Origin of the sequence: Capnocytophaga sp. oral taxon 326 str. F0382, assembly GCF_000318295.1 — a bacterium.
Lineage (GTDB): Bacteria > Bacteroidota > Bacteroidia > Flavobacteriales > Flavobacteriaceae > Capnocytophaga > Capnocytophaga periodontitidis.
The window spans coordinates 1-24882 of the sequence record NZ_KB291440.1 but is presented as its reverse complement, the minus strand read 5'-3'; the positions used below and the strand labels follow the sequence as shown (position 1 = coordinate 24882).

Here is a 24882-nt window from a genome sequence, read left to right as displayed (position 1 = left end):
CTAAATGTAAAATTTAAAGAATATGAATGCAGAAAAACAAGAAATGGATAATGGTTTAGAATTACTAAACAAAGTCATAAAGAGCAATGAGAATAACATAGAAAAACTAACAGATGTAGTTTTTGTTTATGAAGATATTTTAGATTTAGTAGGTGAGTTTGAAAGCTCAGCTAGTTCACTAAATCATAGAATAAATAATTTTGAAACTTCATTTAAAGATATTTCTAAGCAAATTGAAAGCTCTACAAAATTTATTCCTAAGAATATTAAAACAGATTTATCTGAAAATACACTTTCAAGATTAGAACATTTCGAGAAGAAATCTAAGTCATTAAAATACTTACTGATAGGTAGTTTTAGTTGTTTGGGAATAGCAATTATTGTAATGTGTTTATCTTTTTATCTTTCTAAGCAATGGTACGATACAAGTATAAAGACCAAAGAAGAAATTAGAAGTCAAATTTTTAAAGAAATGAGAGCAGAAGGTAAAGAGTTTTATGACATAGAAGTATTTAATCGATTGAAAATGAATACAGAAATTATCAATAAATGGATTGATAGAAATCCAAAACAAGGAAACAATTTTTTAAAATTTAAGGAAGGGTATGAAGCGAAGTGATTTTTTTGAACTATATTATCGTTTATAATCATTTATTATTATATCTTTGCAAAATCAAACAGAAGATTGAATATATGAATCAAATTAAAGAGTTGCTGACCAAAAAAGAGCAAAGCAAACTTGGCTTGCTAAAAAAATGGTAAAAGTTTCAATATTATTAATGCTTATGTCTACAATCGTTACTAACCAAGCCTCAAAACCCTCTTCTAGATATTAGAGACAGTAGAGGTGGATGTGGAAAATTAATCATAAACAAAGAAAATAGATATGGCAAAGACAACAGAAGAAATGAGAGAACTTCTTTCTACAGAGCTTTTCCAAAAAGGAATTAAAGATAATCACATCATTGTCAATGAAATGATGACAATGATACAGTATAACTGTAAAAATAATACAAAACGCAGATTTCAAAATCCAGAGGAAGCAGTTCAAGCAGAAGCCTTTTTGAAACTTATTTATAAGTATAATTATTTGCCTCAGAACATTTCAATAAATGAGTCTGTGCAAATGGGATCTGAGACAAAAGAGGCTGACATTCTTGTTTACAATGACAGTAACAGCAAAATCTTGATTGTTGTTGAGTGTAAAGAAGAGAATATTAATGAGAGGCAGTTTCAGGTTGCTGTAGATCAGGCCTACAGTTATGCCCATGCCTCTGCTGCAAATTATGTATGGGTGACTTCCGGAATAAAAGACGAGTATTTCGAAATTGTCCGAGTGGCACCAGTTGAACGAATAAGCATAAGCGATATTCCTCAGCGAGATGGCAAGGTAAAACGTTTTAAGTACACTAAAGGAGACGTTGAACCAGAAAAGGGGACACAAGGAGATTTGATCCAAAAGTTTAAATCTGCTCATGATGCTTTAGGGGGGGGGGGGCATTAGCACCCACAACTGCATTTGATGAATTAGACAAGCTTATATTCTGTAAAATTTGGGATGAACGTTGGAGAGATAATAGCCCCAAGACTAAGGGTGAAGCATTTGATTTTCAGGTCATTTACTATCCTGAAGACAAGGAAGATAAATCTAATCTAAAGGCTAAAACTGAGCTGGAAAAACGAGTAAGAAGCTTATATGAACAAGGGAGGAAAAAGGACTCTGAAGTTTTCAAAGATGATATCAAGTTGGATAAGCACAAAATATTTACGGTAGTACAATATTTACAAGATATCAATCTTTCAAAAACTGATTTAGATGCCAAGGGATTGGCATTTCAAAGCTTTATGGGGGGCTTCTTTAGAGGGGATTTTGGACAATTCTTTACACCCAATACAATTGTAGATTTCATTGTTAAAACAATAGGTATCAGAAAAGACTATAAAGTTCTTGATACTTCTTGTGGTAGTGGAGGATTTCTTCTTCATGCCTTGAAAGCTATTCGTGATGAAGCTAATGAAATTTATGGTGATGATAGAGGTACATCATGGTTTAATTACTGGCATGATTTTGCAGAAAAAAACTTATTTGGAATAGAAATTAATGAGCAGATTTCTCGTGTAGCAAAAATGAATATGATTATTCACGACGATGGTCATACCAATATCATTACGAATGATGGTCTGAAGAGTAATCGCTCCATAGAGATTGAAAATCGGAACCTCAGCTTTATCGATAACTCTTTTGATCTGATTATGACTAATCCACCTTTTGGCTCTAAAATAAAAGCGGATGAAGTGAGCTACTATAAGGACTATGAGCTATTTGAGACCAATTTAGGCATTGCAAATACAAAGGAGCGAATCACGGATAATAATAGCAAGAAAAAATGGAGAGCATCTCAAAATACCGAAATACTATTCCTAGAAAAATGCCATAAATATCTCAAGGAAGATGGGTATTTAGCTATTGTTATTCCTGATGGAATATTAACTAATGCAACAAGTCAATTTGTTAGAGACTGGATGGTTGAAAAATTTCGTATTTGGGCTATTGTCTCTTTACCTCAACATACTTTTGCTCATGTAAAGGCAGGAGTCAAGTCTTCTATTCTTTTCCTTCAAAAACACCCCAGATCTTTGACTGAAAAGTTTGAAAAGACATTAGTAGAGATCAAGGCAAAAGTGAAAGGTGAAAAAGGATTGAATAAAGAGCAAAAAGAGGAGAAGATTTTGGATCTTTACAAAGAACAAATATTTCAATATTCCTCTGACTATGAAGTACTCATGGCAGAGGTTGAAAATATTGGCTATGATGCTACGGGTAAAAAGATAGGAGGAAACGAACTGCCAGAAGTATCTAATCGAATTAAAGAATTTATCCATGGAAACAAATAAGGTTAGAATATCAAGCTGTATTGCAACAAGAAGGTTAGATCCTATTTTTTATCGATGTGGAATATCTCGTTTTGGTAAAGTGTTTAAACTAACACGAGTGGGACTAGTAGTATCCTCCATGCAATCTGGTTTTGCAGCAGGAAAAGAGAATCAGGCAACAGCAAAAGACGGAGTAATTCAAGTTCGGCCAACTAATATTGATACAGAAGGAGAACTTATATTTGACAAAAATGTATATGTTCCAGCAGATGCTAATAGGCCGATGCTAATGAAGGAAGATATAGTATTTAACAATACAAATAGTCAAGAATTAGTAGGGAAATCGGCTATGATTAGGGAAAATAAATCACTATTTTTCTCAAATCATATCACAAGAATACGAGTGAATAAAAGCATGATAATCCCAGACTATCTGTGCATAATTTTAAATATTTATCAGAGGGAAAAGATATTCTTTTCAATTTGTACAAACTGGAACAATCAGTCAGGAGTAAATATTGAATTACTTAAGTCTGTAGAGATCCCTCTTCCACCACTGCTAACCCAGCAAAAAATAGTAGACATATACAACAAGGCAAAAAGGGAAAAACAAGAGAAAGAGAAAGAATCTCAACGGTTACTAGATGAAATAGATACATACTTACTTGCACAACTTGGAATAGAACTACCTAAAGAGGAGCAAAGAGAATTAACGTTCAAGGTTAAGGTATCAGCATTAATTGGTGCTAGATATAATCCTTTCTCATACAGTGCAAAAACAGCAATGCTACAAGAGCTGATAACATCTAGTCCTATAAAAAAGAAGCGGGTAAATGAAATGCTAGTTTTAAGTTCAGCGGGAGATTGGGGAATTGATGAAGATGAAGCAGATAGCAACGATTTTGTACGATGTTTAGTTATCAGATCTACAGAGTTTGACAATCAATATAATTTGAATTTAGATAGTTCCCGAGTAAAGTATAGAATGGTTAAGCGAGATAAATTAGAGAAGATGGATCTGCAAGAAGGAGATATTTTAGTCGAAAAATCGGGAGGAAGTGAAGATCAACCTGTTGGTCGAGTTGCTTTACTTACTTCTGATGTGTTGCAAGAAAGCACACTTGGCTATAGTAATTTTATTCATAAAATTAGGCTTGATAAAGCACAGGTAAATCCGGAGTATGCTTTTTACTTCTTAAGAACGATGTATCGTATTGGGATGACAGAATCTATGCAAAGTCAAACTAATGGCATACGAAATTTATCAATGTCAAGTTTTTTAAATCAACACCTTCTACTCCCTGATAATCAAGAGAATATCAATGAACAAATAAACCATAAATACGCTCAAGCAAGAAAAAATCAAGAGCAAGCAAAAAGGATTATACTAGAAGCAAAAGAACAGATAGAGAGAATAATACTTAGTTAGAATTTAGATATGGCAAAGTTAGAAGGAATTATATATAAAGCTTTTGGGAATTATGTTGTCTTACGGGGATTTGCTCCGATTGGAGATATTTCAGAAATATCAAAAAGACCAGATGCGTATCAAAGAAATGCAGATGAGCAACATAAAGTGGAAATAATTGAATACTTGAATGATTTGAACGCATATTTCCCAGAGGTTACACTAGCATGTAGAAGTGATCGGTATGATGAATTAATTGAAAGTATCGGCTCAGACAAAGAGGTGGGCAAAGATAATCAACAATATGTAAAGGGTCTAAGGGTTTTATCTGAAAGGCTCCCAATCGGGAGAGATCGAGCTAGACATGCATATCTTGAATTGAACAACCTGGAAGATGCGGAGAAATTAACAAGAGTAGATGGCAACCATAGACTAGAACCTTTTACTAGTGAGCTTTCTTGGTGGTATCAATTTTTTGATATACCTGAAGACATAAAAAACGAAACTGACAAAGAAAAGAAGGAGGGATGGATAAAATATCAAGCAGAACAGTATAGAAAAGAAATATCTAAAAAGATAATTCCTTTTACGGTTATAATATCAGACGCTAAAAATGCAAATAATTTTGAGGCAAAAATCTTCCATGATGTTAACTTCAGACAGTTGCCATTAAGGGAGGAAGCTAGCCTAAGAATCATATCAGACTTAAAAGCTTTTGACGATAAAGAAAAATTAGGCAAAGCGTATCCTTTAGCCTTGGAACTTATTGCTGTAGCTAAAAATAACACATTTGATAGTATTCATTGGCTCAAAAACAATGATAATATTGATGAGGATTATTATCGTACCGCTAGCCTAAGAATTATACAGTTACTCCTCAATAGAAAAACTATAATCGAGAAAGAATTAAAAGAAGAGAATGATAGGTTAAGTAAAAAAGGAGAAGAGGTTGCCAAAAATAAACTAGAATTAGAAAAACTTCAAAAGCAAGCCCAGTCTAGCCCTAAAAAAGCGTTACAGCAACAAAAGCAACAAAAGCAACAAAAGCAACAAGAGGAACAAAAGCAACAAGAGGAACAAGAGGAACAAAAGAATAAAATTCAAAGGTTAGAAAATGAAGGAAGGAATCTTGATTTTCAACAGCAGCATATAGAACGAAGAGTTAAACGACTTTCTGATTATCTAGAAAAGATCAATGATATAGCAAAAATCAAAAAGGCAATAAGTTCTTTAGAACATGTTTATGAGTCTTTTAAGGATTATGAATATGGTAATATTGCATTTTTATCAGCGATGGTGTATTATTCGCTTCTCGACAAAACTCAATTACAAGCATTTATACACTGGGCTGTTCGCAATGGAATTAATAAGGTCAATGAACCTGATGATCTTTCAAAAGATTCTGCTGAAAACTTGATAAAAATGTTTGAGCAGATATTTCAGTCAAAAAAGAATGAAGTGTTTGTATCTATGCAATTTGGGGACTCTCAAAGTGAACTAATATATGAAAAGATCGTACGAGCCATTGAGCAGTTTAATACTAAATACACGGGGATACACCTAAATGTTTATCCAATAAGAATTGATCGCACAGTAGAATCAAGTACCTACTCTATTCAAGATCGAATATTAGAAGCTATCAAGTCTTGTAGTTTAATTATTGCAGATCTGAGCAGTAAAAATATTAATGTATATCATGAAATTGGTTATGCAATGGGAGTTGCTCAGGCCAACAACTTACTTCCTAACATGATTCTTCTCTACAAAGAAGACACTGAATACAATGGAGGAAAACAAGATGTTGACAAGTTTGTTGGATTCAATCTAAGAAATCTCTCTCAATTGCGCTTTAAAGATTACAAGCAGTTGGTTGATGGGCTTATAGAGAGATTAGAAAAACATTATGAAGTGTAAGATTTTACAGTATGATTCTTTTTATGCAAAAGTCATATAATGATACTTGTAATTTATAGTTGTGGATATGGAAGGGAAATTACAATTAAGAAAACCAGAGAACTGGCAGGACTTTGAAAGATTATGTAAAGTCTTGTGGGGAGAGATTTGGGAATGTCCTGACACTATCAAACGTAATGGAAGACAAGGGCAAGCCCAGAGAGGAGTTGATGTTTATGGTATTAAAAAAGGGGAATGTGTTTATCGTGGCATACAGTGTAAAGGAAAAGATGATTATACAAATAGTCAATTGACAGAATCTGAAATAGATAATGAGATTGCTAAGGCTCTTCTATTTACTCCTAAGTTAAAATCATTCTATTTTGCCACAACAGCAAATAAAGACGCCCACATAGAAGAATATATTAGAAATAAGAATTTAGAAAGTATATCTAATGGAGGATTTGAAATAGATATTTTTGCTTGGGAGGATATTGTTGATTTGATTGAGGCACACCGTAATACATACAATTGGTTTCTTAATAATTGTAGTTATAAAGATGTATCAGATGTTGAAGTTTTCATTGGAGGGGAGAAAGAATATACGATTTGTCCTGAATATTATCGTATAACTAGAGAATACTATCTTAAACCACAGAATATGTTTTCTATTTCACAAGAAGAATTAAGACTTTTAAAGACTAATACACAATTTATGAGTTTAAATAATGTTCTCAATCCACCATCAAAACATGATTATCGCTGGTGTACTATTCCTATTAGTATAACTAACACAGGAAAAACAGTTATTGAAAACTATAAATTAGAGGTTATCATTGAGTGGGATAAGGTAGATGAGATAAGTGATAAATTTCATTATTTAAATAATATAATGATGGATCAAGCTGCAGTTGCTCGAATCAATGCAAGTCGAGAAGCAAAAAGAGAAGTCTTTCATTCTACAGAATATTGTGATGTCATAGAATATCGTCCTAAAGACCCTGTCTTAGTTCAATCTGATCACAGGGCTTTTAAAATTGCAATAAAACCTAAGGATAATGTACAATCAATAAAGGTTATGTGGGTTCTTTATTCACGTAACTACAAAAAAGAAGGAGAACTCTTATTGAATGTTGAACCTAAATTTGAGGATAAAAAGGAAAAAGTTGAAGTAAATAATATTGATGAATTAAAGGAAAATGAAGTGATTATTTTACCAAAGATAATCGAAAAAAATACAAACAATTGATGATAATCAATTTTATCTCTTTTAAAATGAACTTTCGATAAAATTAAGAGGATATCTGAAAAGTTTTATATTGTAGGGGCGATTTACAAATTGCCCCTACAATATAACTAAATGTTATTGATTATCAATATAATAAAATTTACCAAAGACTTAAACTTTGGAGAAATATGTAGCGCTATCATACTTTTAGAGACTTTTCGGACAGTTCCGAATAATGGTTCCCTTAGAAACTAATAGTAACTATAAATGTATTCTAATAATTTCACTATCAGGTATTTCCCTTTGAAAACCTTCTGTGTATTTAATTTCTTTTAAAATATAATTGATAATATAAAAAATGACGTAATTTTGTTTTTTTTAAAGCGTTAGAGTTGTTGTTATTTTTTACAATTACAAACAAATCTTTTGTTTTGCTTTTTTATTTTTTGAATTTTTCAACTAGTTAGTTGAATTACCTTAAGTATGAATAGAAAGATATTATATATGAATCCAGAAACTAATCGTATAGAATACAAACAAGAACTTATAGATGATTTGGAGAAAGAGGTAGTCGCTTTTCTGAATTATCAAGAAGGAGGGATAATTTATATTGGAATTGACAAGAAAGGAAAGGCTGTGGATATCTTTGACATTGATGGGGATATGCTTAAAATCAAAGACCGACTAAAAAATAATATTATGCCTTCTTGTATGGGTTTGTTTGATGTATCTGCACAAATTATAGATTCAAAAAATGTGATTAAAATCACATTGGCAAGTGGTACTGAAAAACCTTACTACATCAAGAAACTTGGGATGTCGGAAAAGGGTACATTTATTCGTATCGGAACGGCTGCCGAGCCAATGCCTATAAAAATGATAGAGTCTCTGTTTGCCAAACGCACTCGTAACTCAATTGGTAAAATCAAGTCTCCAAACCAAAATCTTACTTTTGAACAACTCAAAATATATTATGAAGGTTCAGGAAAAGAGCTAAATCAGCAGTTTGCACCCAATTTGGAACTTCTTACTGAAGAAGGACAATACAATTATGTAGCATATCTATTAGCTGATACTAATGGAATATCTGTAAAAGTTGCAAAATATGATGGTTTGGATCGTGTTGACTTGATCGAAAACAACGAGTATGGGTATTGTTCATTGATAAAAGCAACCAAGCAGGTATTGGATAAGATAGGAGTAGAAAATAAGACATTAGCAAAAATCACACCCAAAGAACGAAAAGAAACTAAATTATGGAATCCCGTTGCCTTGCGTGAAGCTGTAATTAACGCCATTGTTCATAACGATTATACCTCTGAAATACCACCCAAATTTGAGTTCTTTGATGACAGAATTGAGATTACCTCATTTGGTAGTTTGCCACAAGGCATGACAGAGAAAGAGTTTTTTGAAGGTTATTCGGTACCACGCAATAAAGAGTTGATGCGTGTATTTAGAGATTTGGATTTAGTAGAACATTTGGGTTCTGGTGTCCCTCGTATTCTAAGAAGCTATGGAAAAGAATGTTTCAAGTTTACAGAGAACTTTTTACGAATGATATTTCCCGCTACCGAGCAAGTCACCGAGCAAGTCACCGAGCAATTCACCGAGCAAGTCGAAGATTTGATTAAAATACTATCCAAAGAGATGGATAGACAAGAAATACAAGATATGTTGGGGCTTTCTCACAGGGAACACTTTCGAGCAAAATATTTAAAACCTGCATTGGAACAAGGATTTATTGAAATGACTATTCCTGACAAACCTAATAGTAGGTTACAAAAATATCGACTAACCATCTTGGGAAAACAGTTAAAAAACAAACTATAAACTTAGATCACTAGTGTCTCATTAATAAAATATTTTATTAATGAGACACTAGTGATTATCCACCAGAACTTAAAAAAATATGTTTATTATACAGACAATTTCTATCTAAAAGCTAACAAAATAGCCTTACTGTATAAGAATAGGTAGCAAGTTGAACTATTTTTAGTGAATAAAGCAATATCCCAAGGTAAAATCTTTTGAGGAACATCCGAAAAATGCTGTTAGAATCCAGATTTATATAGCTATTATCACTTATTTCTCAATAAATATTATCAAAAACGACTTAAAACTTAAAGGAACTATTATCGAAACTATGCGCATAATAGAAATTCTTCATTTATAGACAACTCTATTATGAAGTTTTTCTCATCTTGCAAGAGGTAAGAAATTATCAAAAATATACAATTAGAATTTATTTTTTTTAACATCAACATTTTATTAATAAACACCAATAGCTTTATTACTAAATCACGATATAAACTAACTCAATAATAAGCAAGATAAGTAATGAAACATAAATTTTATCATAATCTAAAGGGAGATAATATGCTTAAGTATCTCTCTTTTTTGTCCGTGCAGCAGGAAAATTCCAGTTTCTGCTATAGATTAGAAACTGCCTTAATTGAAGCTTATTTGATGTGGAGACAGGGAAAATATAACTGTTCCCTCATTGATAAAATTCTTGAGCATGGCAATCCTCAGTTTGAAGATCCGCAAGAGAGATTGTTTGTTGAAACTGTAAATACTCCGATTGGTTCTTACAAGGTATTCTCTGCGTTCTATTTGACTCATAAGTATCTTCTCAGCCAATTATTGTTTTTGGCTCATAAGGAAAAGATATATCAAAGTAAATTGGCAATTGTCTATGCAATTTTGGAAATATCCAATGAAATAGCTAATAGGTATAATTATGATCGGAATGTATGTGGTAAATATGATGCAGAATCAGTTTATACCTCAAACTACAAGGAATATGGAAAGTGTGGATCATATAACAGTTTTAGCAAAACTGAGGTAAGCTCCATCTTGGCAAAATACCAAGTTGAGGAAAAGCATCTACAACCATTGTTGTTATGCCTGAAGAGGAAAGAGTACGAAAAAGAATTATCTCAATTAGGGCATAGCGATACGTTCGAATTGCATCCGTTCTTAAAACTTGATAATGGCGAATATTTGGTTATGTTTCCGGCTAATCTCTTAAGGCTAGCCTACAGATTGTGCTATGGCATTCTTGTAAAAGAACTGGGAGAGAAAACATTCCTATCGTTAATCGAAAAAGAGATGATCCAAGAAACTGGATTTCTCTTGCAAAATGGTTATGGATCATTTATAAGACAAAATAATTACCAAGACACTCCTTTTCTTTGGTTCCGTTTTGATGAAGACAAGGTTGCCAATGTTGCAATCGTTTTAGCAGATAAGAAAGCAGATCGAGAGCAGGCAGTTAAAGATTCAGAGACAGCTATAAAACAAGAATTTCCTTCCAAAAACATATTCACGTTCATGGTTACTCAAGAGATGGCAGAGGAAGGTCTGTTTATGACCTTTAGTCGTGATGTGACGCGTTTCTCTGTTGAGGAGCTGTGGATAGTGATGGGACAGGATAGAATGAATCTACTGAATTTATATTATTATGATCAAGATAAACTAGATCTAAACTTTTCACCTTTTACCCAAGAAATTGATAGATTTGCATACTATTGTTCTAATAATTATACATTCTATCGGGATGAAATGCCAGATATCATGTCCGTGGAAATAGGTTATGCTCTATCAATGAGTGAGATATATTTGTGTAGACATGATGAGCATATAGTTCAATATGCACCACGAGGATGCCATGTTATGGTTAAGCACTATGCAGACATTCCAAAGCAGATTCCTATATACTCAACTTACATGATAGTAAAGGACTTACTCATGCTTCAGCTACGAAATCGTGAATTGTGGATTCATTTGGATTGCAAAGACGATTTTCGCATATTTGGTAGAGAAGCAACCATCGCGTTGATGAATTGGGTATATGCTCTTGAAAAAAAAATGGGAATTGACAGTATTAGTAATACTCTTCATGTAGAATTATTGATTTTGCCAGGTCGTGACTACGAGTGGGAAAAGATAGATGACAATACTATGAAATTTTGTGTACCGGAAGAAATAATGAGTTCGGATGCTTCAACTTTGGAGAGAGATTTAATGTGTCAATTTTTTAAGGCAGTACAGGATTGTGGTTTTACTACATGCGAGAGTTTGCCTGATAATGCCTTGATGGTGTTTGATTCTGCACCAGGCAGGTTTATCCAGATTGGTAAAAGTGAAAATGTTACCGTTATAGACGAAAAAGATGGTGTAGATTCCTGCTATTACGTAAATTCAAGATATTGTGATAAGGTCCTGTCAGAGATAGCGGATTTCCTAAGCATGAAGGGAGTAGAACAGACTTTTGATTTTGCGGAGTCGAGGAAGATCATGATTCGAGTATCTGATTATATCCTTGCCGAAGTGAAAAAACTGTTGGCAGAGATGGATACCCAACTACTTCTTACAAATCTGCTCGAACTCCATCATGCCATGATATATTGGTCGAAGCTTACACAACAAAGGTACGAGTCATTAAGCAAAGCCTATTCTTTTTTGGATGCGACATTTGATAATCAGCTTGATTATGTCAATGAATATTCTGAGATGAATACGTTAACACAAGGTATGATTGAAACTATTGTTCTGAATGGTATTCATAATACAGGAAGAAAGCCCAGATTAGATAAGTTGGATCGCCTGTTTGCTCTTATGCACTTTAGCTTGAACATGGGTGTATATATGGATCAATTAGGAGAAAAAATAAAAGGTTCAGAGTTGACAATTCTAAAAAATGGAAGACTGGTAATGCCAAGACCTATAATTAATAAACTCAATGCCTATTTTTATAGGCTAAGAGAGTTGTCAATGAGAAATCCAGAATTGTACACAAAATTACATAATCTGATGCCAACATTCTCCATCAATACAAATGATGAAATATTTATAAAGGCTTATAAAGCGCAATTCGGCATCTCATTTGAGAAGTATTGTAAGATACTAACGGCTTCAATTGATTATGCTAACGATAATAATAAACCAGTAATGGTGTTACCGGAGGAAAAGTTTTTTGAGAAAGTATGTGCCGGCATATTTGATGAAGAAGAGGAGAAAGCATTCATGGCAAACTTTGTCCTTACGAAAGATCTCAATAATGGTGATCTTAAGTTTAGCGACAAGTGGGTTCAGAGGTTTAATCGTCCTGTACAGATTACAGCAAGACCTTGGATACTCTTTGAGGGCAACATCTATTATTCAACTAAAACACTTTATGAGAGTTGGATGATTCGAGTAGAACGATTGAATAATGGAACTGTGGTTAATACAACCCAAGAAATGCAGGCTTTTGTATCTAAGGTGAATAATAAAAAAGGTCATGAGTTTACCCTAAATCTAAAGAGATTATACGATAGTTTATCTCTGGATTATTTATATGTTGGTGCCGATGTCGAGATTATGCCGGGGAAACCTCTTGATGCTGATAAGAAACTTGGAGACATTGATGTTCTGCTAATAAACCAAAAGGCCAAGCAGATTATTTGTATTGAGGCAAAGAATTTCTCGGAGAGTAGAACAGCATACGAATTGATACTGCAGAACCGAAAAATTGTGACTAAAGAACTTTTCCATGTGATTGATAGAGATATGTGGTGCAAGGATAATGTTGACAAGTTCAAGTTTTACGTACCAGAAGTTGATGCCCAATACTCTGTCAAGACAATATTCTTGACGTATCACGAGAATGCATATAAATACTTTGAACATGATCAAGTAAATGATATTACTTTCCTCTCTACTATAGATATCGTGGCAGATCCTATGATTGTATTTACATAAAAAATATACTATAGCAAAGTAATTTGCATGAATGAGAAAACTCAGTAGTTTGTACAACCATAAATAGAGGAATACATAACAAGCAATGAATATTATTCAGTAGAATGAGAACGTCGATACTTCCCAATTTTTATTGATTGGCAATATTAAGAGCATTTACACCCTTATTTGTACCATAAAATTATAAATTATTGATTTTCAACATTAGTTGTTTTTGAAAAAGTAAAATAGTCCGTAGCACGGACAGGTAGATAATAAAAAAACTAGTAATGGGTGTGTTTTTTGCAAAAAACTGAATATATTTTCTTGTTTATCTCAGGTTTTTATCTACCTTTGCACCCAAAATAAGACCAATATGGAGGATTTTAGAATACAGAAAGCTATAGACCACCTAAACTCAATTTTAGTAGAGGGAGAAAGCCTGATTGCAGTTGCCGAACAACATCGCCTTTTCACAATTTTTCCTATTTTGACAGGTGGCGGCACACAGTTTTTTATTAAAAGAAGAGACTTGATAGCTGTTACTACAGGGCGTTTCATCCGGATGAGACGCAACTTGCTCGGAGGCTATTCACTAAGCGATTTGCGTTGGCAGGATATTGATGAGGCATCGTTTTACAGAGGTATCTTTGCGGCCGACTTGACCATAACAAAGTATACTTCTACAGATATTACTATCGACAAAAATGAGAGTATGCTGTATTTCAAATTAGTAGGTTTTGACATAGAAAAGACTCAAGAAATCTATAAATACATACAAAAACAGGAGCAGGAATGGCGCGAGAAACGACGGATAAGAGGTCTAGAAGAGCTTAGAGCAAAATCAGGAGGTATTAATAGCAGTGTGTCCCCCCAAGGCTTTGTAAGCTCTACCGAAACCAACAGTACAAGAAGTGTTTCAGAACGCTTGGCTGAGCTGAAAAAAATGTACGACCAACAGTTAATTTCAGATAGCGAATACCAGAATTTAAAAGCTAAAATTATCAGTGAATTGTAAAAAATAACTATTTAACCTATTGATTATTAACGGAAAATAAATAGAAAGAGCAAAAATAGTATGTTTTGAGCAAAAAAAGTTTTGCTATTTCAAAAAATAGTTATACCTTTGCGCCCTGAATATAAATAACACATTAATAAATAGAGAAAAAAAATGGCAAGAGTTTGTGACTTAACAGGCAAAAAAGCATTGGTGGGCAACAATGTGTCGCACGCAATGAACAAAACTAAACGTAAATTTAATGTAAACCTCCGTACAAAACGTTTCTTCATCCCTGAAGAGAATCGTTGGATTACCCTCAAGGTTTCAGCAGCTGCAATTAAAACTATCGATAAAAAAGGTATCTATGCAGTGCTACAAGAAGTAGAACGTAACGGATATATTAACTAAATTTTAAAACAATACTAAAATGGCTAAAAAAGGAAATAGAATTCAGGTTATTTTGGAGTGTACTGAGCATAAAGAATCTGGTCTTCCAGGAACTTCACGTTACATCACTACCAAAAACAAAAAAAATACACCCGATAGATTAGAGCTTAAAAAGTTCAACCCTATCCTTAAAAAAGTAACTGTTCATAAAGAAATTAAATAATTAAAACGTTATGGCAAAGAAAACAGTAGCAACCCTACAAGGTAAATCTAAAAAGCTTACTAAAGCTATCAAAATGGTGAAATCACCTAAAACAGGTGCTTACACTTTCGTAGAAAGCGTAATGGCTCCTGAACTTGTTGATGAATTTTTGAAGAAGAAATAATTAAATTTTCTCTATTTTTATCATATCTAAAAAAGCTGTCGTGAGACGGCTTTTTTGCATATATAAACTTTTTTATTACCTTTGCACTCATATCTAAATATATACAATAAGTTATGGCATTCCAATTTCTAAAAAATATCTTTTCTAAAGAAAAGAAAGAAACTTTAGATAAAGGCTTAGAAAAATCTAAAAATAGCTTCTTCGACCGTTTAGGAAAAGCGGTTATGGGAAAATCTAAAGTAGATGATGAGGTGCTTGATGACCTCGAAGAAGTACTCATTGCCAGTGATGTAGGCGTGAATACTACACTTAAGATTATTGACCGTATTGAGGCGCGTGTGGCTAAAAATAAGTATTTAGGCACTTCCGAACTTAATACCATTCTTCGTGAAGAAATAGCAGGTCTCCTTTCCGAAACACATACCGGTGAGGCAACTGATTTTGTCCTCCCAGCCGACAAAAAACCTTATGTGATGATGGTAGTAGGTGTGAATGGCGCTGGTAAAACCACTACTATAGGTAAGCTCGCAAGTCAGTTTGCTAAAAAAGGCTTGAAAGTAGTATTAGGTGCTGCCGATACTTTCCGTGCGGCTGCAATCGACCAATTGCAAGTATGGGCTGACCGCACAGGGGTACCAATGGTCAAACAGCAATTGGGGAGCGACCCAGCTTCAGTAGCTTACGATACGCTAAGCTCTGCCGTAAAACAAAATGCCGATGTGGTAATTATAGATACAGCAGGACGCTTGCATAACAAAATCAACTTGATGAATGAGCTCTCTAAAATCAAACGCGTGATGCAAAAAGTATTGCCTGATGCTCCTCACGAAGTACTCTTAGTGCTCGATGGTTCTACAGGACAAAATGCTTTTGAACAAGCCAAAGAATTTACCAAAGCTACTGAAGTTACAGCTTTGGCTGTTACCAAACTCGATGGCACAGCTAAAGGCGGTGTTGTAATAGGTATTTCTGATCAGTTTCAAATTCCTGTGAAATATATAGGAGTAGGGGAGGGAATAGACGATTTGCAAATCTTTAATAAATACGAGTTTGTAGATTCCTTCTTTAAAGAATAATAACTTTTTTGATAAATAAAAAGAATCATTTTACACATTTTCTTGCGAAAGTCTCAAGATTTTCAAAAGACACATATAATGTAGAATGATTCTTTTTTAGCTTTAAAAAAATAGACTTTATTTTTTTGTAAAGAATTATTCGTATATTTGTCGCCAATTTAATAAAACTAACTAATATTATTTAGATATGTCAAACGACATCCGCATTCGAAAAGGGTTGGACATACATTTAGAAGGAGAAGCTGATAAAACTACACAACAGCTTCCTCTTGCTGCTTTGTATGGCATCAAACCCAGTGATTTTCACGGTGTTATTCCTAAGCTTTTATTGCGTGAGGGTAATGAAGTGAAAGCAGGTGAAGCACTGTTCTTTTCAAAGAGTGATGAGCGTGTTTTGTTCCCTTCTCCAGTAAGTGGTACTATCAAGGAGATTGTACGGGGTGAACGTCGTAAAGTGTTGGAAATACACATTGCACCAGCCCAAGAACAAACCTTCAAAGACTATGGAAAGAAAAATGTAAACGAGATGCAGGGCGAAGACATCAAGGCTCACCTCCTTTCTTCAGGTTGCTGGCCTTTTATCAAACAACGCCCTTACGACGTGATTGCCAATCCCGACGGAAAGCCTAAAGCTATTTTCGTTTCGGCTTGCAAAACCAATCCGCTCGCTCCCGATTACGACTATGTGCTTAAAGGTAAAGAGCAAGCACTGCAAACAGCTCTTACTGCCTTGTCTAAACTTACTACAGGTAAAGTACACGTGTCTGTTTTCAAAGACAGCTCGTTGTCGCCTTTCCGCAACCTTAAGGACATCGTAGTGCACAATGTGTCTGGACCTCACCCTGCTGGGAACGTCAGTACTCAAATTGCACAGATTAGTCCTATTAACAAAGGTGAGGTGGTATGGGTAGTAACTCCTCAAGATTTGGTGGTGATAGGAGAACTCTTCTTAACAGGTAAAGTGAACCTCACCCGTACATTAGCTCTTACAGGTTCGCGCATTGAGAAACCTCACTATGTTACAGCCCTTGCTGGTGCTCAAATCAGTGGCGTCGTAGGTAGCCAAGTAAAAGATGTGGTTGCAACCCGTATTATTAGCGGCGATGTGCTTACTGGTACTAAGGTGAGCGAAACAGGCTTCTTAGGTTTTTACGACGATCAAATTACAGCAATTCCCGAAGGAAATGATTATGATTTGTTCGGTTGGGCAAAACCAGTAGCCAACAAGATTTCGCTTACACGTTCGCTTACTTTCTCTTGGTTAAATCCTAAGAAAAAGTACGACCTCAATACCAATACCAATGGTGAACAACGTGCTTTTGTGGTAACAGGTATGTACGAAGAGGTTTTCCCATTGGATATTTATCCGATGCAACTGCTTAAAGCCTGCTTGTATAAGGATTTAGACGAGTTGGAAAACTTAGGAGCTTACGAAGTAGCACCTGAAGATTTTGCCCTTACTGAATTTGTGTGTGTGTCTAAACAACCACATCAGCAAATCATCAGAGATGGACTTGATTTAATGATGGCAGAATTAGGCTAATAGCTTATAAAAAAGAATTTTATCTTTTTAACGATGAGATACACAGAAGAACAATACAAAACACAATTTGAAGAAGAAGATGCTGTAGGGTGGGACGCTATAGATGAGGCTTTATTGAAGGTTTATCCTGAGCAAGAACCTCGCCACTATGGCACTATTCTAAAATATATGTTGGGAGGAGAAGACCCACTTGATGGTATTAGTATCTACGACAACCACAAGCAAATTTTCCACCGTCATATAGTTTCTTACGGAATGAGTGAGTTGTATTATTCTCCTGAAAGTGCTGAAAATGAATTTAGTGGATGGGGGTTTGAGTTTACTTTTCGCGTGGTACCTTTTGAAGGAGATAAAGATGCGGAGGGTACTAAAAACGAACCTTTTTGGGTTATGAATATGATGCAGAATTTAGCTCGCTATGTATTCGATAGCAAAAAATGGTTTGAAGCCTATCACTTTATTCCAGCTAATGGGCCTATACGTTTGGAGAGTGATACCAAGTTAGTAGGGATAGCCTTTGCCCCCGACCCTCAGTTAGGTACAATTGAAACCCCTAATGGCGAAGTAGCTTTTTTGCAAATGGTAGGTATCACTCAAGAAGAATTGGACTGGCTTTGGCAAGAACCCAAAACCTATAAGGTGGAGGAGCTTATCAATAAGATGCGAGAGGACAATCCTCTGCTCATCACCGATTTAAAAAGAGAAAAGTCTTATGTATAAACACCTAAAATTATAGAAAAAGTAACAGTTTTTAAATAATTGAAAAATGTCTAATTATTACAAACCTTCAGGCAAATTCTCTCCAATATCATTCGTATACTTATTATTGGTATGTGTGATAGCAATGCCTATATTAGCAACTATCTATGCATACTTAATATGGTATATTCCATTTGTGTATATCAACTTTTTAATTACTGCTGGTTTAGGCTTTGCTATAGGTATTGCTGTTTGGCAGATAGTAATTAAACTGGGTAAAGTCCGCAACTATGGGCTTGCAATTTTGTTAGCTCTTATTGCTGCACTTGCTGCTTATTACTTCCAATGGGTGGTATGGACTAATTTAGTACTTACTTCAAGTGGTGAAGAATCACAACTTTTATACTTGTTATCCAATCCTTTTGACCTTTTCCAGCTGATAGGATTTATCAACGAAAATGGAACTTGGAGCTTTAAAGGTGCGGTAGTGAGTGGAACTTTTCTTACTATTATTTGGATAATAGAGCTTTTAATTATCATTGGGGTAGCCATATTTATAGCAATACCTCATTCTAAGCATCCTTTCAACGAAACTCTTGACGAGTGGTTTGAAGAAGTAGAATTACCTGCTTTTTCTTATATAGAAAATGCAAGTAGCTTCAAACAACAAGCAGAGCAAGGTAATTGGGAGCAATTAGAACCTATGATTCAAAGAAGTAGCAAAGAGCAAAGTCATAGCGTTTTCACTTTGTTTGCTTCAGGTAATGAATATTACCTTTCAATAACTAATGAAAAAGCTAAAGTAAACAACAAGGATAAAGTAGAGTTTGACTCTGATAATTTTATAGTACATCTGCGTATTGACAAAACTGTTTACGATATGCTGAAAGCAAAAGCTTAAATTAAAATGGCAAGACCCACAACGAAACAAGATTTAGAGTTTTTAGCTAAAGAAAATTACCAAAAGTTACTTTCTTTGATAGAAACACTACCTGAGGGGCAGCGAGAAGACTCCTTCCCAGAAGGTACAATGAATAGAAATATTCGCGATGTTATAGGACACTTATATCATTGGCATTTATTATTCCTAAATTGGTATGAGGTAGGAATGCGAGGTGAAAAACCTAAAATACCCAAAGAGGGTTATACTTTTTCTGATACTCCTAAACTCAACCGAGAAATATGGGAGCAATGTCAAAAAGTATCACTTGCTGAGATACTCTCACTTTTTGAAGCTTCTCATAATAAAGTGTTCCAACTTATACAGAGACACTCAGATGAAGAGCTTTTTACCAAAAAGATGTATCATTGGACGGGTACGACCTCACTCGGCTCTTACTTAGTTTCGGCAACATCAAGTCATTATGATTGGGCTTTAAAACTAATTCGCAAATCAATAAAAAGAAATAATTAACTTATTCATTAAGAAAATGAGTTTAAAAAGTAAATTAAATACATTAAAAGAAAAGTATAAAGGAACCAAGATGGAGACAACTTTCAATGCGCTCCACACTTTCCTCTATACGCCTAATGAGGTAACTCACGGAGGTACCCATATTAAGGCTGCCGACGACCTAAAACGAACAATGAATATGGTGGTTTTAGCACTCATTCCTTGTTTGATTTTTGGTATTTTCAATGCAGGTTACCAGCACGAAGTGGCTTTTGGTCACTTAACGCATCCTGCTGAAGGCTTAGCTTTCTGTAGTGGTGATTTTTGGAGCTGGACAAACTTCTGTATTGGTTTTATTAAAGTACTTCCTTTGGTAGTAGTGTCGTATGTAGTAGGTTTGGGCATTGAGTTTATCTTTGCTACTATCCGCGGTCACGAAGTAGAAGAAGGATACTTGGTAACCGGTATGTTAGTACCACTTATCGTTCCAGTAGATATTCCTCTTTGGATGCTTGCTGTAGCAGTAGCTTTTGGAGTAATTATAGGTAAAGAAGTATTCGGTGGTACAGGTATGAATATCTTGAACCCAGCACTAACTATTCGTGCGTTCTTATTCTTTGCTTACCCAACATCTATGACGGGTGATAAAGTATGGGTAGAAGGAGCTGTACAACGCGCTAAAGACATAGCTGCTGGCGCTAATTTAGATGCTGTTTCAGGAGAAACTATCTTGGGTAACTTGGCACAAGGGCACCCTATTCACTACACCGATTCTGACCTCCTTTTCGGGTTTATTCCAGGTTCAGTAGGTGAAACTTCTACTATCCTTATCCTCTTAGCAGGTTTATTCCTTATCTATACCAAAATCGCTTCTTGGCGTGTAATGGTGAGTATGTTTGTAGGCGCTTGGGTAATGGGTGCTATCTTCAACGTTTTAGCACCAAGTATGGTAGGCACTTCTTTCTACGCTATTTGGAGCGTACCAGCTTATCAACACTTGCTCATTGGAGGTTTGGCTTTCGGAGCTGTATTTATGGCTACCGACCCAGTTACAGCAGCACAAACGAATACTGGTAAGTATATCTATGGGTTCTTAGCTGGTTTTATTGCTATTGCTATCCGTTGCTTCAACCCTGCTTACCCTGAAGGGGTAATGCTCGCTATCCTATTAATGAACGTATTGGCTCCTACTATCGACCACTTCGTAGTACAAGCTAATGTATCTCGTCGTAAAAAACGTTTAAAAACAGTTACTAAAACCGCATAAATTATGGCAGTAAAAACAGAAAGTAATTCGTATACAGTGATTTTCGCCATTATAATGGTGGTAATCGTAGGAGCTTTGCTCGCTGGTATTTCGTCAGCATTGAGCAGCGATATCAGTAACAATAAAAAGTTAGAAAAGAAACAAAACATCCTCTACGCTATGGGTGTAAATCACAACCAAGGTGAGCTCGGAGGAGGTAAAGTAGAGTTTCTTTCTACAACTGATGCTGAAAAAGAGTTCCCTAACTATGTGAAAGAACAATACCTTATCAAAGGGAATACCGCTGAAAAAGTAGAAGGTGCTAATGACCTTATCAACTTCAACGGTCATCGTGAAGGTTTGCCTCTTTATGTAGGTGAAAAAGATGGAACTACCCTCTACATCATTCCCGTAAGCGGACGTGGTTTGTGGGATGCTATTTGGGGATATATAGCCGTAGATAAAGACCTTATCGTACGTGGCGTTTTCTTCGACCACAAGGGAGAAACTGCTGGTTTGGGAGCTAATATCAAAGAACGTTTCTTTATGGACGACTTTATTGGGGAACATTTATTGGATGCTACTGGTAACTTCCAAAGCATTCAAATTTCAAAAAGCAATGGTGACCCTGAAAATAAACGTAAAGAAGATGGGAAAATAGATGCTATTGCAGGAGCTACCCTTACTGGTAATGGAGTGCAAGCAATGATACGCGATGGCATAGAGCCTTATATATCCTATATTAAAAGTTTAAACAAATAAGAGACTATGGGACTATCAAAAAAAGATACAAAATTAGTAACCGACCCTCTATGGGATAATAACCCCGTAACGGTACAAGTATTAGGAATTTGTTCAGCTTTAGCGATTACAGCCCAATTGAGAGCCGCTATCGTAATGAGCCTTTCCTTTACCTTTGTACTTGTAATGGGTAATGTAACCATTTCTTTACTTAGAAATGTAATACCACCTAAAATCCGTATCATCGCCCAGCTAATTGTAGCAGCTGCTTTGGTAATCGTGGTGGACTTTGTACTGAAAGCTTATGTGTACGACCTTAGCAAACAGCTATCGGTATATGTAGGGCTTATCATCACCAACTGTATTTTGATGGGACGCTTTGAGGCATTTGCTTTAGGGAATCCTCCAGGAAAATCGTTCTTAGATGCTATTGGTAATGCAGGAGGTTATTCTATTGCTTTGCTTATCGTCGCCTTCTTCCGTGAACTGTTAGGTTCAGGCACTTTGCTTGGTTTCCAAGTATTAGGAGACCCTATTAAGAAAACAGGTGTATATGCTTGGGGCTATGAAAACAACGGTTTTATGTTGTTAGCACCTATGGCATTAGTAACTTACGGTATAGTAGTGTGGGTGCAACGTTCACGCAACAAAGCCTTGATAGAAGACAGTCATTAATCATTTAAAAAGAAAAGAAAATGTTAGAATATTTAACACTGATTTTTAAATCAATATTCGTTGAGAATATGATTTTCGCTACCTTCTTAGGTATGTGTTCGTACTTGGCTGTATCTAAAAAAGTATCTACTGCCATAGGCTTAGGAGCTGCTGTTATTTTTGTACAGACTCTTACCGTACCTATGAACTACTTGTTGAACCAGTATATCCTCAAAGAAGGTGCTTTAGCTTGGTTAGGTCCAGAGTATGCTAATTATGATTTGAGCTTCCTTACCTATATCTTGTTCATTGCCACTGTAGCTACGATGGTGCAGTTGGTAGAGATTATTGTAGAGAAGTTTTCTCCATCGTTATATAACTCGTTGGGTATTTTCTTGCCTTTGATAGCCGTAAACTGTGCTATCTTAGGGGGGTCACTCTTTATGCAATCACGTGAGGAAACTATTCACTCTTTTGGTCTTTCAGTAGCCTACGGGTTCAGTTCAGGATTGGGATGGGCTATCGCTATCTTAGCGTTGGCAGCTATCCGTGAGAAAATACGTTATTCACACGTACCTGCACCCTTGCGTGGCTTGGGTATCACCTTTATCACTACAGGGCTTATGGCTATCGGCTTTATGAGTTTTGGTGGTATGCTTACAGGTGGTAGCAGCAAAAAGGAAGCTAAAGAAGCTCCTAAACAAGAGACTACTATCCAACAAGAAGTTAAAACTGATAAATTAGCTCATAACACAAAAGATTTAAGCAATGATATTAGCAAGTGAAATATTAACAACTATTACGGTAACGGTAATAGGATTATTGGTAATAATCCTGCTGTTAGTAGCTATTTTGCTTTACGTAAAACAGAAACTAACCCCATCGGGACCTGTGAAAATTACAATTAATAAAGACAAAGTAATTGAAGTGCCTATCGGCGGTTCATTGCTTTCTACTTTGGGTAACGAGAAGATTTTCTTGCCATCAGCTTGTGGTGGTAAGGGTTCTTGTTTACAATGTAAATGCCACGTATATGAGGGAGGAGGAGAGGCTCTTCCTACAGAAACGCCTCACTTTACAAAGAAGGAACTCAAAGAAGGTATGCGTTTAGCTTGCCAAGTGAAAGTAAAACAAGATATGCAAATAGGCGTGCCAGAGCAAGTGTTTGGTATCAAGAAATGGGAAGCTACTGTAGTGAGCAACTATAATGTGGCTTCGTTTATTAAAGAGTTTGTGGTAGAACTCCCAGAGGATATGGACTACAAACCAGGAGGATACATTCAGATTGAAATTCCTGCTTGTGAAGTGAAATATTCTGATATTGACATCACTGCACACCCTAAAGAACACCCAGGAGAGCCTGATAAGTTCAGAATGGAGTGGGATAAGTTTAAGTTATGGCCTCTTGTAATGAAGAATCCAGAACCAGCAGAGCGTGCTTACTCTATGGCTTCCTATCCAGCAGAGGGACGTCGTATAATGTTGAATGTGCGTATCGCTACGCCTCCTTTTGATAGAGCTAAAGGAGGATGGATGGACGTAAATCCTGGGGTAGCTTCTTCTTATATCTTCTCACGTAAACCAGGTGACAAGGTAACCATCTCAGGACCTTATGGCGAGTTCTTCATCAATGATTCTAACGCTGAGATGTTATATGTAGGAGGAGGAGCTGGTATGGCGCCTATGCGTTCGCACTTGTATCACCTTTTTAAAACCTTAAAAACTAATAGGAAAGTTACTTATTGGTACGGAGGTCGTTCAAAACGCGAGTTGTTCTATGTAGAACATTTCCGTGAATTGGAGCGCGAGTTTCCTAACTTTAGATTCTTTATTGTACTTTCTGAACCACTACCTGAAGACAACTGGAAAGTGAAGAAAGATATTAATGATCCTGAAGGCGATGGCTTCTTAGGATTTGTTCACAACGCTGTAATTGAACAGTATTTGAGCAAACACGAAGCTCCAGAAGATATAGAATTGTACTTCTGCGGTCCCCCAATGATGAACAAAGCCGTTCAGAAAATGGGACAAGACTTTGGTATGCCTGATGAAAACATTCGTTTCGACGACTTTGGTGGTTAATCACTACCTACGTTATACAAAAATCCGACTTAGTGATAAGTCGGATTTTTTATGATATAGATAAGGTTTCTTTTCGTTCTTTTATAATTGTGGAGTGATTGATAATCTCTAAACTCATAACTTTATCTACTGAATTAATACCAATACTTAAAAGTCCTTTTCCTTCATTGATATAATAATACCATATTTTTCGGTCAGTAAAAAGGTTTTCATCAATAAAGAAAGGGGTACCTAAGGTAGATGCAACAAGATGACTATTATCTCCAAAACGGATAGGAATACACAGTTTTTGTAAAATATGATTAGCTATTTCTGTAAGTTCTTCGTATAGTAAAATATCTTCAAAACTGATAGCAGAGAGAATATTACTGTTTCTTTCCTTAAAGCAGATAATATAATACCCAAAACAATCAGCTATACCTCCTACGCCAGCATAATCAAAAGGCATAGTTTCAACAGAAGAAATAAAATTAGTAAGACTGAAATCTTCGATGTTTATATTCATAAATGAGTTCATTAGTGTTTATCAAAGAAATGTTAAAATT

General features: G+C 35.4%; 23 protein-coding genes. 22 read left to right on the top strand and 1 reads right to left on the bottom strand.

Annotated features, from left to right (window positions below; all coding sequences use genetic code 11):
* The first annotated feature begins 22 nt into the window (after positions 1–22).
* The 22 genes from HMPREF9073_RS11115 (at position 23) to nqrF (ending at position 24337) form a co-directional block, all read left to right on the top strand.
* A complete protein-coding gene (locus tag HMPREF9073_RS11115) occupies positions 23–619 on the top strand; it encodes a hypothetical protein (RefSeq protein ID WP_009413862.1) in 597 nt (198 codons plus the stop codon).
* 267 nt (positions 620–886) lie between these two features.
* A complete protein-coding gene (locus HMPREF9073_RS16030; RefSeq protein WP_009413860.1) occupies positions 887–1504 on the top strand; it encodes a type I restriction enzyme HsdR N-terminal domain-containing protein in 618 nt (205 codons plus the stop codon).
* Positions 1505–1746: 242 nt separating this feature from the next.
* The gene (locus HMPREF9073_RS16025; RefSeq protein ID WP_009413859.1) at positions 1747–2895 is read left to right on the top strand and encodes a class I SAM-dependent DNA methyltransferase; all 1149 of its coding nucleotides are present in this window, start codon (positions 1747–1749) and stop codon (positions 2893–2895) included.
* Positions 2882–4303, top strand: a complete 1422-nt coding sequence (locus HMPREF9073_RS11105) for a restriction endonuclease subunit S (protein WP_009413858.1) — start codon at positions 2882–2884, stop codon at positions 4301–4303. The genes HMPREF9073_RS16025 and HMPREF9073_RS11105 overlap by 14 nt, the downstream gene beginning before the upstream one ends.
* A 9-nt stretch (positions 4304–4312) precedes the next feature.
* Positions 4313–6196 (top strand): hypothetical protein, encoded by a 1884-nt coding sequence (locus HMPREF9073_RS11100; protein ID WP_009413857.1) that lies wholly within the window; start codon positions 4313–4315, stop codon positions 6194–6196.
* 67 nt (positions 6197–6263) lie between these two features.
* On the top strand, positions 6264–7424 hold the full coding sequence (locus tag HMPREF9073_RS11095) for a hypothetical protein (RefSeq protein ID WP_009413856.1): 1161 nt from the start codon (positions 6264–6266) through the stop codon (positions 7422–7424).
* Positions 7425–7907: 483 nt separating this feature from the next.
* On the top strand, positions 7908–9236 hold the full coding sequence (locus tag HMPREF9073_RS11090; RefSeq protein WP_034555838.1) for a Fic family protein: 1329 nt from the start codon (positions 7908–7910) through the stop codon (positions 9234–9236).
* Positions 9237–9743: 507 nt separating this feature from the next.
* Positions 9744–13151: a hypothetical protein gene (locus HMPREF9073_RS11085; protein WP_009413854.1), complete on the top strand. Its 3408-nt coding sequence runs from the start codon at positions 9744–9746 to the stop codon at positions 13149–13151.
* 355 nt (positions 13152–13506) lie between these two features.
* Entirely contained in the window at positions 13507–14148 is a 642-nt protein-coding gene (locus tag HMPREF9073_RS11080) for an SHOCT domain-containing protein (protein WP_009413853.1), read from the top strand.
* A 153-nt stretch (positions 14149–14301) separates the two neighbouring features.
* Positions 14302–14538, top strand: coding sequence for a 50S ribosomal protein L28 (gene rpmB, locus HMPREF9073_RS11075; RefSeq protein WP_002680811.1), 237 nt, complete (start codon positions 14302–14304; stop codon positions 14536–14538).
* 19 nt (positions 14539–14557) lie between these two features.
* Positions 14558–14740, top strand: coding sequence for a 50S ribosomal protein L33 (gene rpmG, locus HMPREF9073_RS11070; RefSeq protein ID WP_002672545.1), 183 nt, complete (start codon positions 14558–14560; stop codon positions 14738–14740).
* A gap of 10 nt (positions 14741–14750) precedes the next feature.
* Positions 14751–14903: a DUF4295 domain-containing protein gene (locus tag HMPREF9073_RS15545; protein ID WP_002680984.1), complete on the top strand. Its 153-nt coding sequence runs from the start codon at positions 14751–14753 to the stop codon at positions 14901–14903.
* 113 nt (positions 14904–15016) lie between these two features.
* Positions 15017–15979, top strand: coding sequence for a signal recognition particle-docking protein FtsY (gene ftsY, locus HMPREF9073_RS11065; RefSeq protein ID WP_009413852.1), 963 nt, complete (start codon positions 15017–15019; stop codon positions 15977–15979).
* Between the two features lie 187 nt (positions 15980–16166).
* Positions 16167–17522 carry a Na(+)-translocating NADH-quinone reductase subunit A gene (locus HMPREF9073_RS11060; protein WP_009413851.1) on the top strand — a complete coding sequence of 452 codons (1356 nt, stop codon included), beginning with the start codon at positions 16167–16169 and terminating at the stop codon, positions 17520–17522.
* 33 nt (positions 17523–17555) lie between these two features.
* Positions 17556–18242, top strand: a complete 687-nt coding sequence (locus HMPREF9073_RS11055; RefSeq protein WP_009413850.1) for a suppressor of fused domain protein — start codon at positions 17556–17558, stop codon at positions 18240–18242.
* A 46-nt stretch (positions 18243–18288) separates the two neighbouring features.
* Positions 18289–19122, top strand: a complete 834-nt coding sequence (locus tag HMPREF9073_RS11050; RefSeq protein ID WP_034555834.1) for a hypothetical protein — start codon at positions 18289–18291, stop codon at positions 19120–19122.
* A gap of 6 nt (positions 19123–19128) precedes the next feature.
* Positions 19129–19635 carry a ClbS/DfsB family four-helix bundle protein gene (locus tag HMPREF9073_RS11045; protein WP_009413848.1) on the top strand — a complete coding sequence of 169 codons (507 nt, stop codon included), beginning with the start codon at positions 19129–19131 and terminating at the stop codon, positions 19633–19635.
* 16 nt (positions 19636–19651) lie between these two features.
* The gene (locus HMPREF9073_RS11040; RefSeq protein ID WP_009413847.1) at positions 19652–20881 is read left to right on the top strand and encodes an NADH:ubiquinone reductase (Na(+)-transporting) subunit B; all 1230 of its coding nucleotides are present in this window, start codon (positions 19652–19654) and stop codon (positions 20879–20881) included.
* A 3-nt stretch (positions 20882–20884) separates the two neighbouring features.
* Positions 20885–21622, top strand: coding sequence for a Na(+)-translocating NADH-quinone reductase subunit C (locus HMPREF9073_RS11035; protein WP_009413846.1), 738 nt, complete (start codon positions 20885–20887; stop codon positions 21620–21622).
* A gap of 6 nt (positions 21623–21628) precedes the next feature.
* A complete protein-coding gene (locus HMPREF9073_RS11030) occupies positions 21629–22276 on the top strand; it encodes an NADH:ubiquinone reductase (Na(+)-transporting) subunit D (protein WP_009410220.1) in 648 nt (215 codons plus the stop codon).
* A 20-nt stretch (positions 22277–22296) separates the two neighbouring features.
* Positions 22297–23040, top strand: a complete 744-nt coding sequence (gene nqrE, locus HMPREF9073_RS11025) for an NADH:ubiquinone reductase (Na(+)-transporting) subunit E (protein WP_009413845.1) — start codon at positions 22297–22299, stop codon at positions 23038–23040.
* Positions 23024–24337 carry an NADH:ubiquinone reductase (Na(+)-transporting) subunit F gene (gene nqrF, locus HMPREF9073_RS11020; protein WP_009410222.1) on the top strand — a complete coding sequence of 438 codons (1314 nt, stop codon included), beginning with the start codon at positions 23024–23026 and terminating at the stop codon, positions 24335–24337. The genes nqrE and nqrF overlap by 17 nt, the downstream gene beginning before the upstream one ends.
* Before the next feature lie 49 nt (positions 24338–24386).
* Here the strand turns inward: nqrF and HMPREF9073_RS11015 are convergent, their stop codons facing one another.
* The gene (locus HMPREF9073_RS11015) at positions 24387–24842 is read right to left on the bottom strand and encodes a hypothetical protein (protein WP_009413844.1); all 456 of its coding nucleotides are present in this window, start codon (positions 24840–24842) and stop codon (positions 24387–24389) included.
* Between the last annotated feature and the right edge of the window lie 40 nt (positions 24843–24882).

Bases quoted from the DNA above. Each gene is read 5' to 3' on its own strand.
- nqrF (WP_009410222.1), top strand. From the start codon at position 23,024: ATGATATTAGCAAGTGAAATATTAACAACTATTACGGTAACGGTAATA.
- HMPREF9073_RS11060 (WP_009413851.1), top strand. From the start codon at position 16,167: ATGTCAAACGACATCCGCATTCGAAAAGGGTTGGACATACATTTAGAA.
- rpmB (WP_002680811.1), top strand. From the start codon at position 14,302: ATGGCAAGAGTTTGTGACTTAACAGGCAAAAAAGCATTGGTGGGCAAC.
- HMPREF9073_RS11090 (WP_034555838.1), top strand. From the start codon at position 7,908: ATGAATCCAGAAACTAATCGTATAGAATACAAACAAGAACTTATAGAT.
- HMPREF9073_RS11045 (WP_009413848.1), top strand. From the start codon at position 19,129: ATGGCAAGACCCACAACGAAACAAGATTTAGAGTTTTTAGCTAAAGAA.
- HMPREF9073_RS11030 (WP_009410220.1), top strand. From the start codon at position 21,629: ATGGGACTATCAAAAAAAGATACAAAATTAGTAACCGACCCTCTATGG.
- HMPREF9073_RS11095 (WP_009413856.1), top strand. From the start codon at position 6,264: ATGGAAGGGAAATTACAATTAAGAAAACCAGAGAACTGGCAGGACTTT.
- HMPREF9073_RS11105 (WP_009413858.1), top strand. From the start codon at position 2,882: ATGGAAACAAATAAGGTTAGAATATCAAGCTGTATTGCAACAAGAAGG.
- HMPREF9073_RS11050 (WP_034555834.1), top strand. From the start codon at position 18,289: ATGTCTAATTATTACAAACCTTCAGGCAAATTCTCTCCAATATCATTC.
- HMPREF9073_RS11035 (WP_009413846.1), top strand. From the start codon at position 20,885: ATGGCAGTAAAAACAGAAAGTAATTCGTATACAGTGATTTTCGCCATT.
- HMPREF9073_RS15545 (WP_002680984.1), top strand. From the start codon at position 14,751: ATGGCAAAGAAAACAGTAGCAACCCTACAAGGTAAATCTAAAAAGCTT.
- HMPREF9073_RS11100 (WP_009413857.1), top strand. From the start codon at position 4,313: ATGGCAAAGTTAGAAGGAATTATATATAAAGCTTTTGGGAATTATGTT.
- HMPREF9073_RS11085 (WP_009413854.1), top strand. From the start codon at position 9,744: ATGAAACATAAATTTTATCATAATCTAAAGGGAGATAATATGCTTAAG.
- rpmG (WP_002672545.1), top strand. From the start codon at position 14,558: ATGGCTAAAAAAGGAAATAGAATTCAGGTTATTTTGGAGTGTACTGAG.
- ftsY (WP_009413852.1), top strand. From the start codon at position 15,017: ATGGCATTCCAATTTCTAAAAAATATCTTTTCTAAAGAAAAGAAAGAA.
- HMPREF9073_RS11040 (WP_009413847.1), top strand. From the start codon at position 19,652: ATGAGTTTAAAAAGTAAATTAAATACATTAAAAGAAAAGTATAAAGGA.
- nqrE (WP_009413845.1), top strand. From the start codon at position 22,297: ATGTTAGAATATTTAACACTGATTTTTAAATCAATATTCGTTGAGAAT.
- HMPREF9073_RS11080 (WP_009413853.1), top strand. From the start codon at position 13,507: ATGGAGGATTTTAGAATACAGAAAGCTATAGACCACCTAAACTCAATT.
- HMPREF9073_RS16030 (WP_009413860.1), top strand. From the start codon at position 887: ATGGCAAAGACAACAGAAGAAATGAGAGAACTTCTTTCTACAGAGCTT.
- HMPREF9073_RS11015 (WP_009413844.1), bottom strand. From the start codon at position 24,842: ATGAATATAAACATCGAAGATTTCAGTCTTACTAATTTTATTTCTTCT.
- HMPREF9073_RS11115 (WP_009413862.1), top strand. From the start codon at position 23: ATGAATGCAGAAAAACAAGAAATGGATAATGGTTTAGAATTACTAAAC.
- HMPREF9073_RS11055 (WP_009413850.1), top strand. From the start codon at position 17,556: ATGAGATACACAGAAGAACAATACAAAACACAATTTGAAGAAGAAGAT.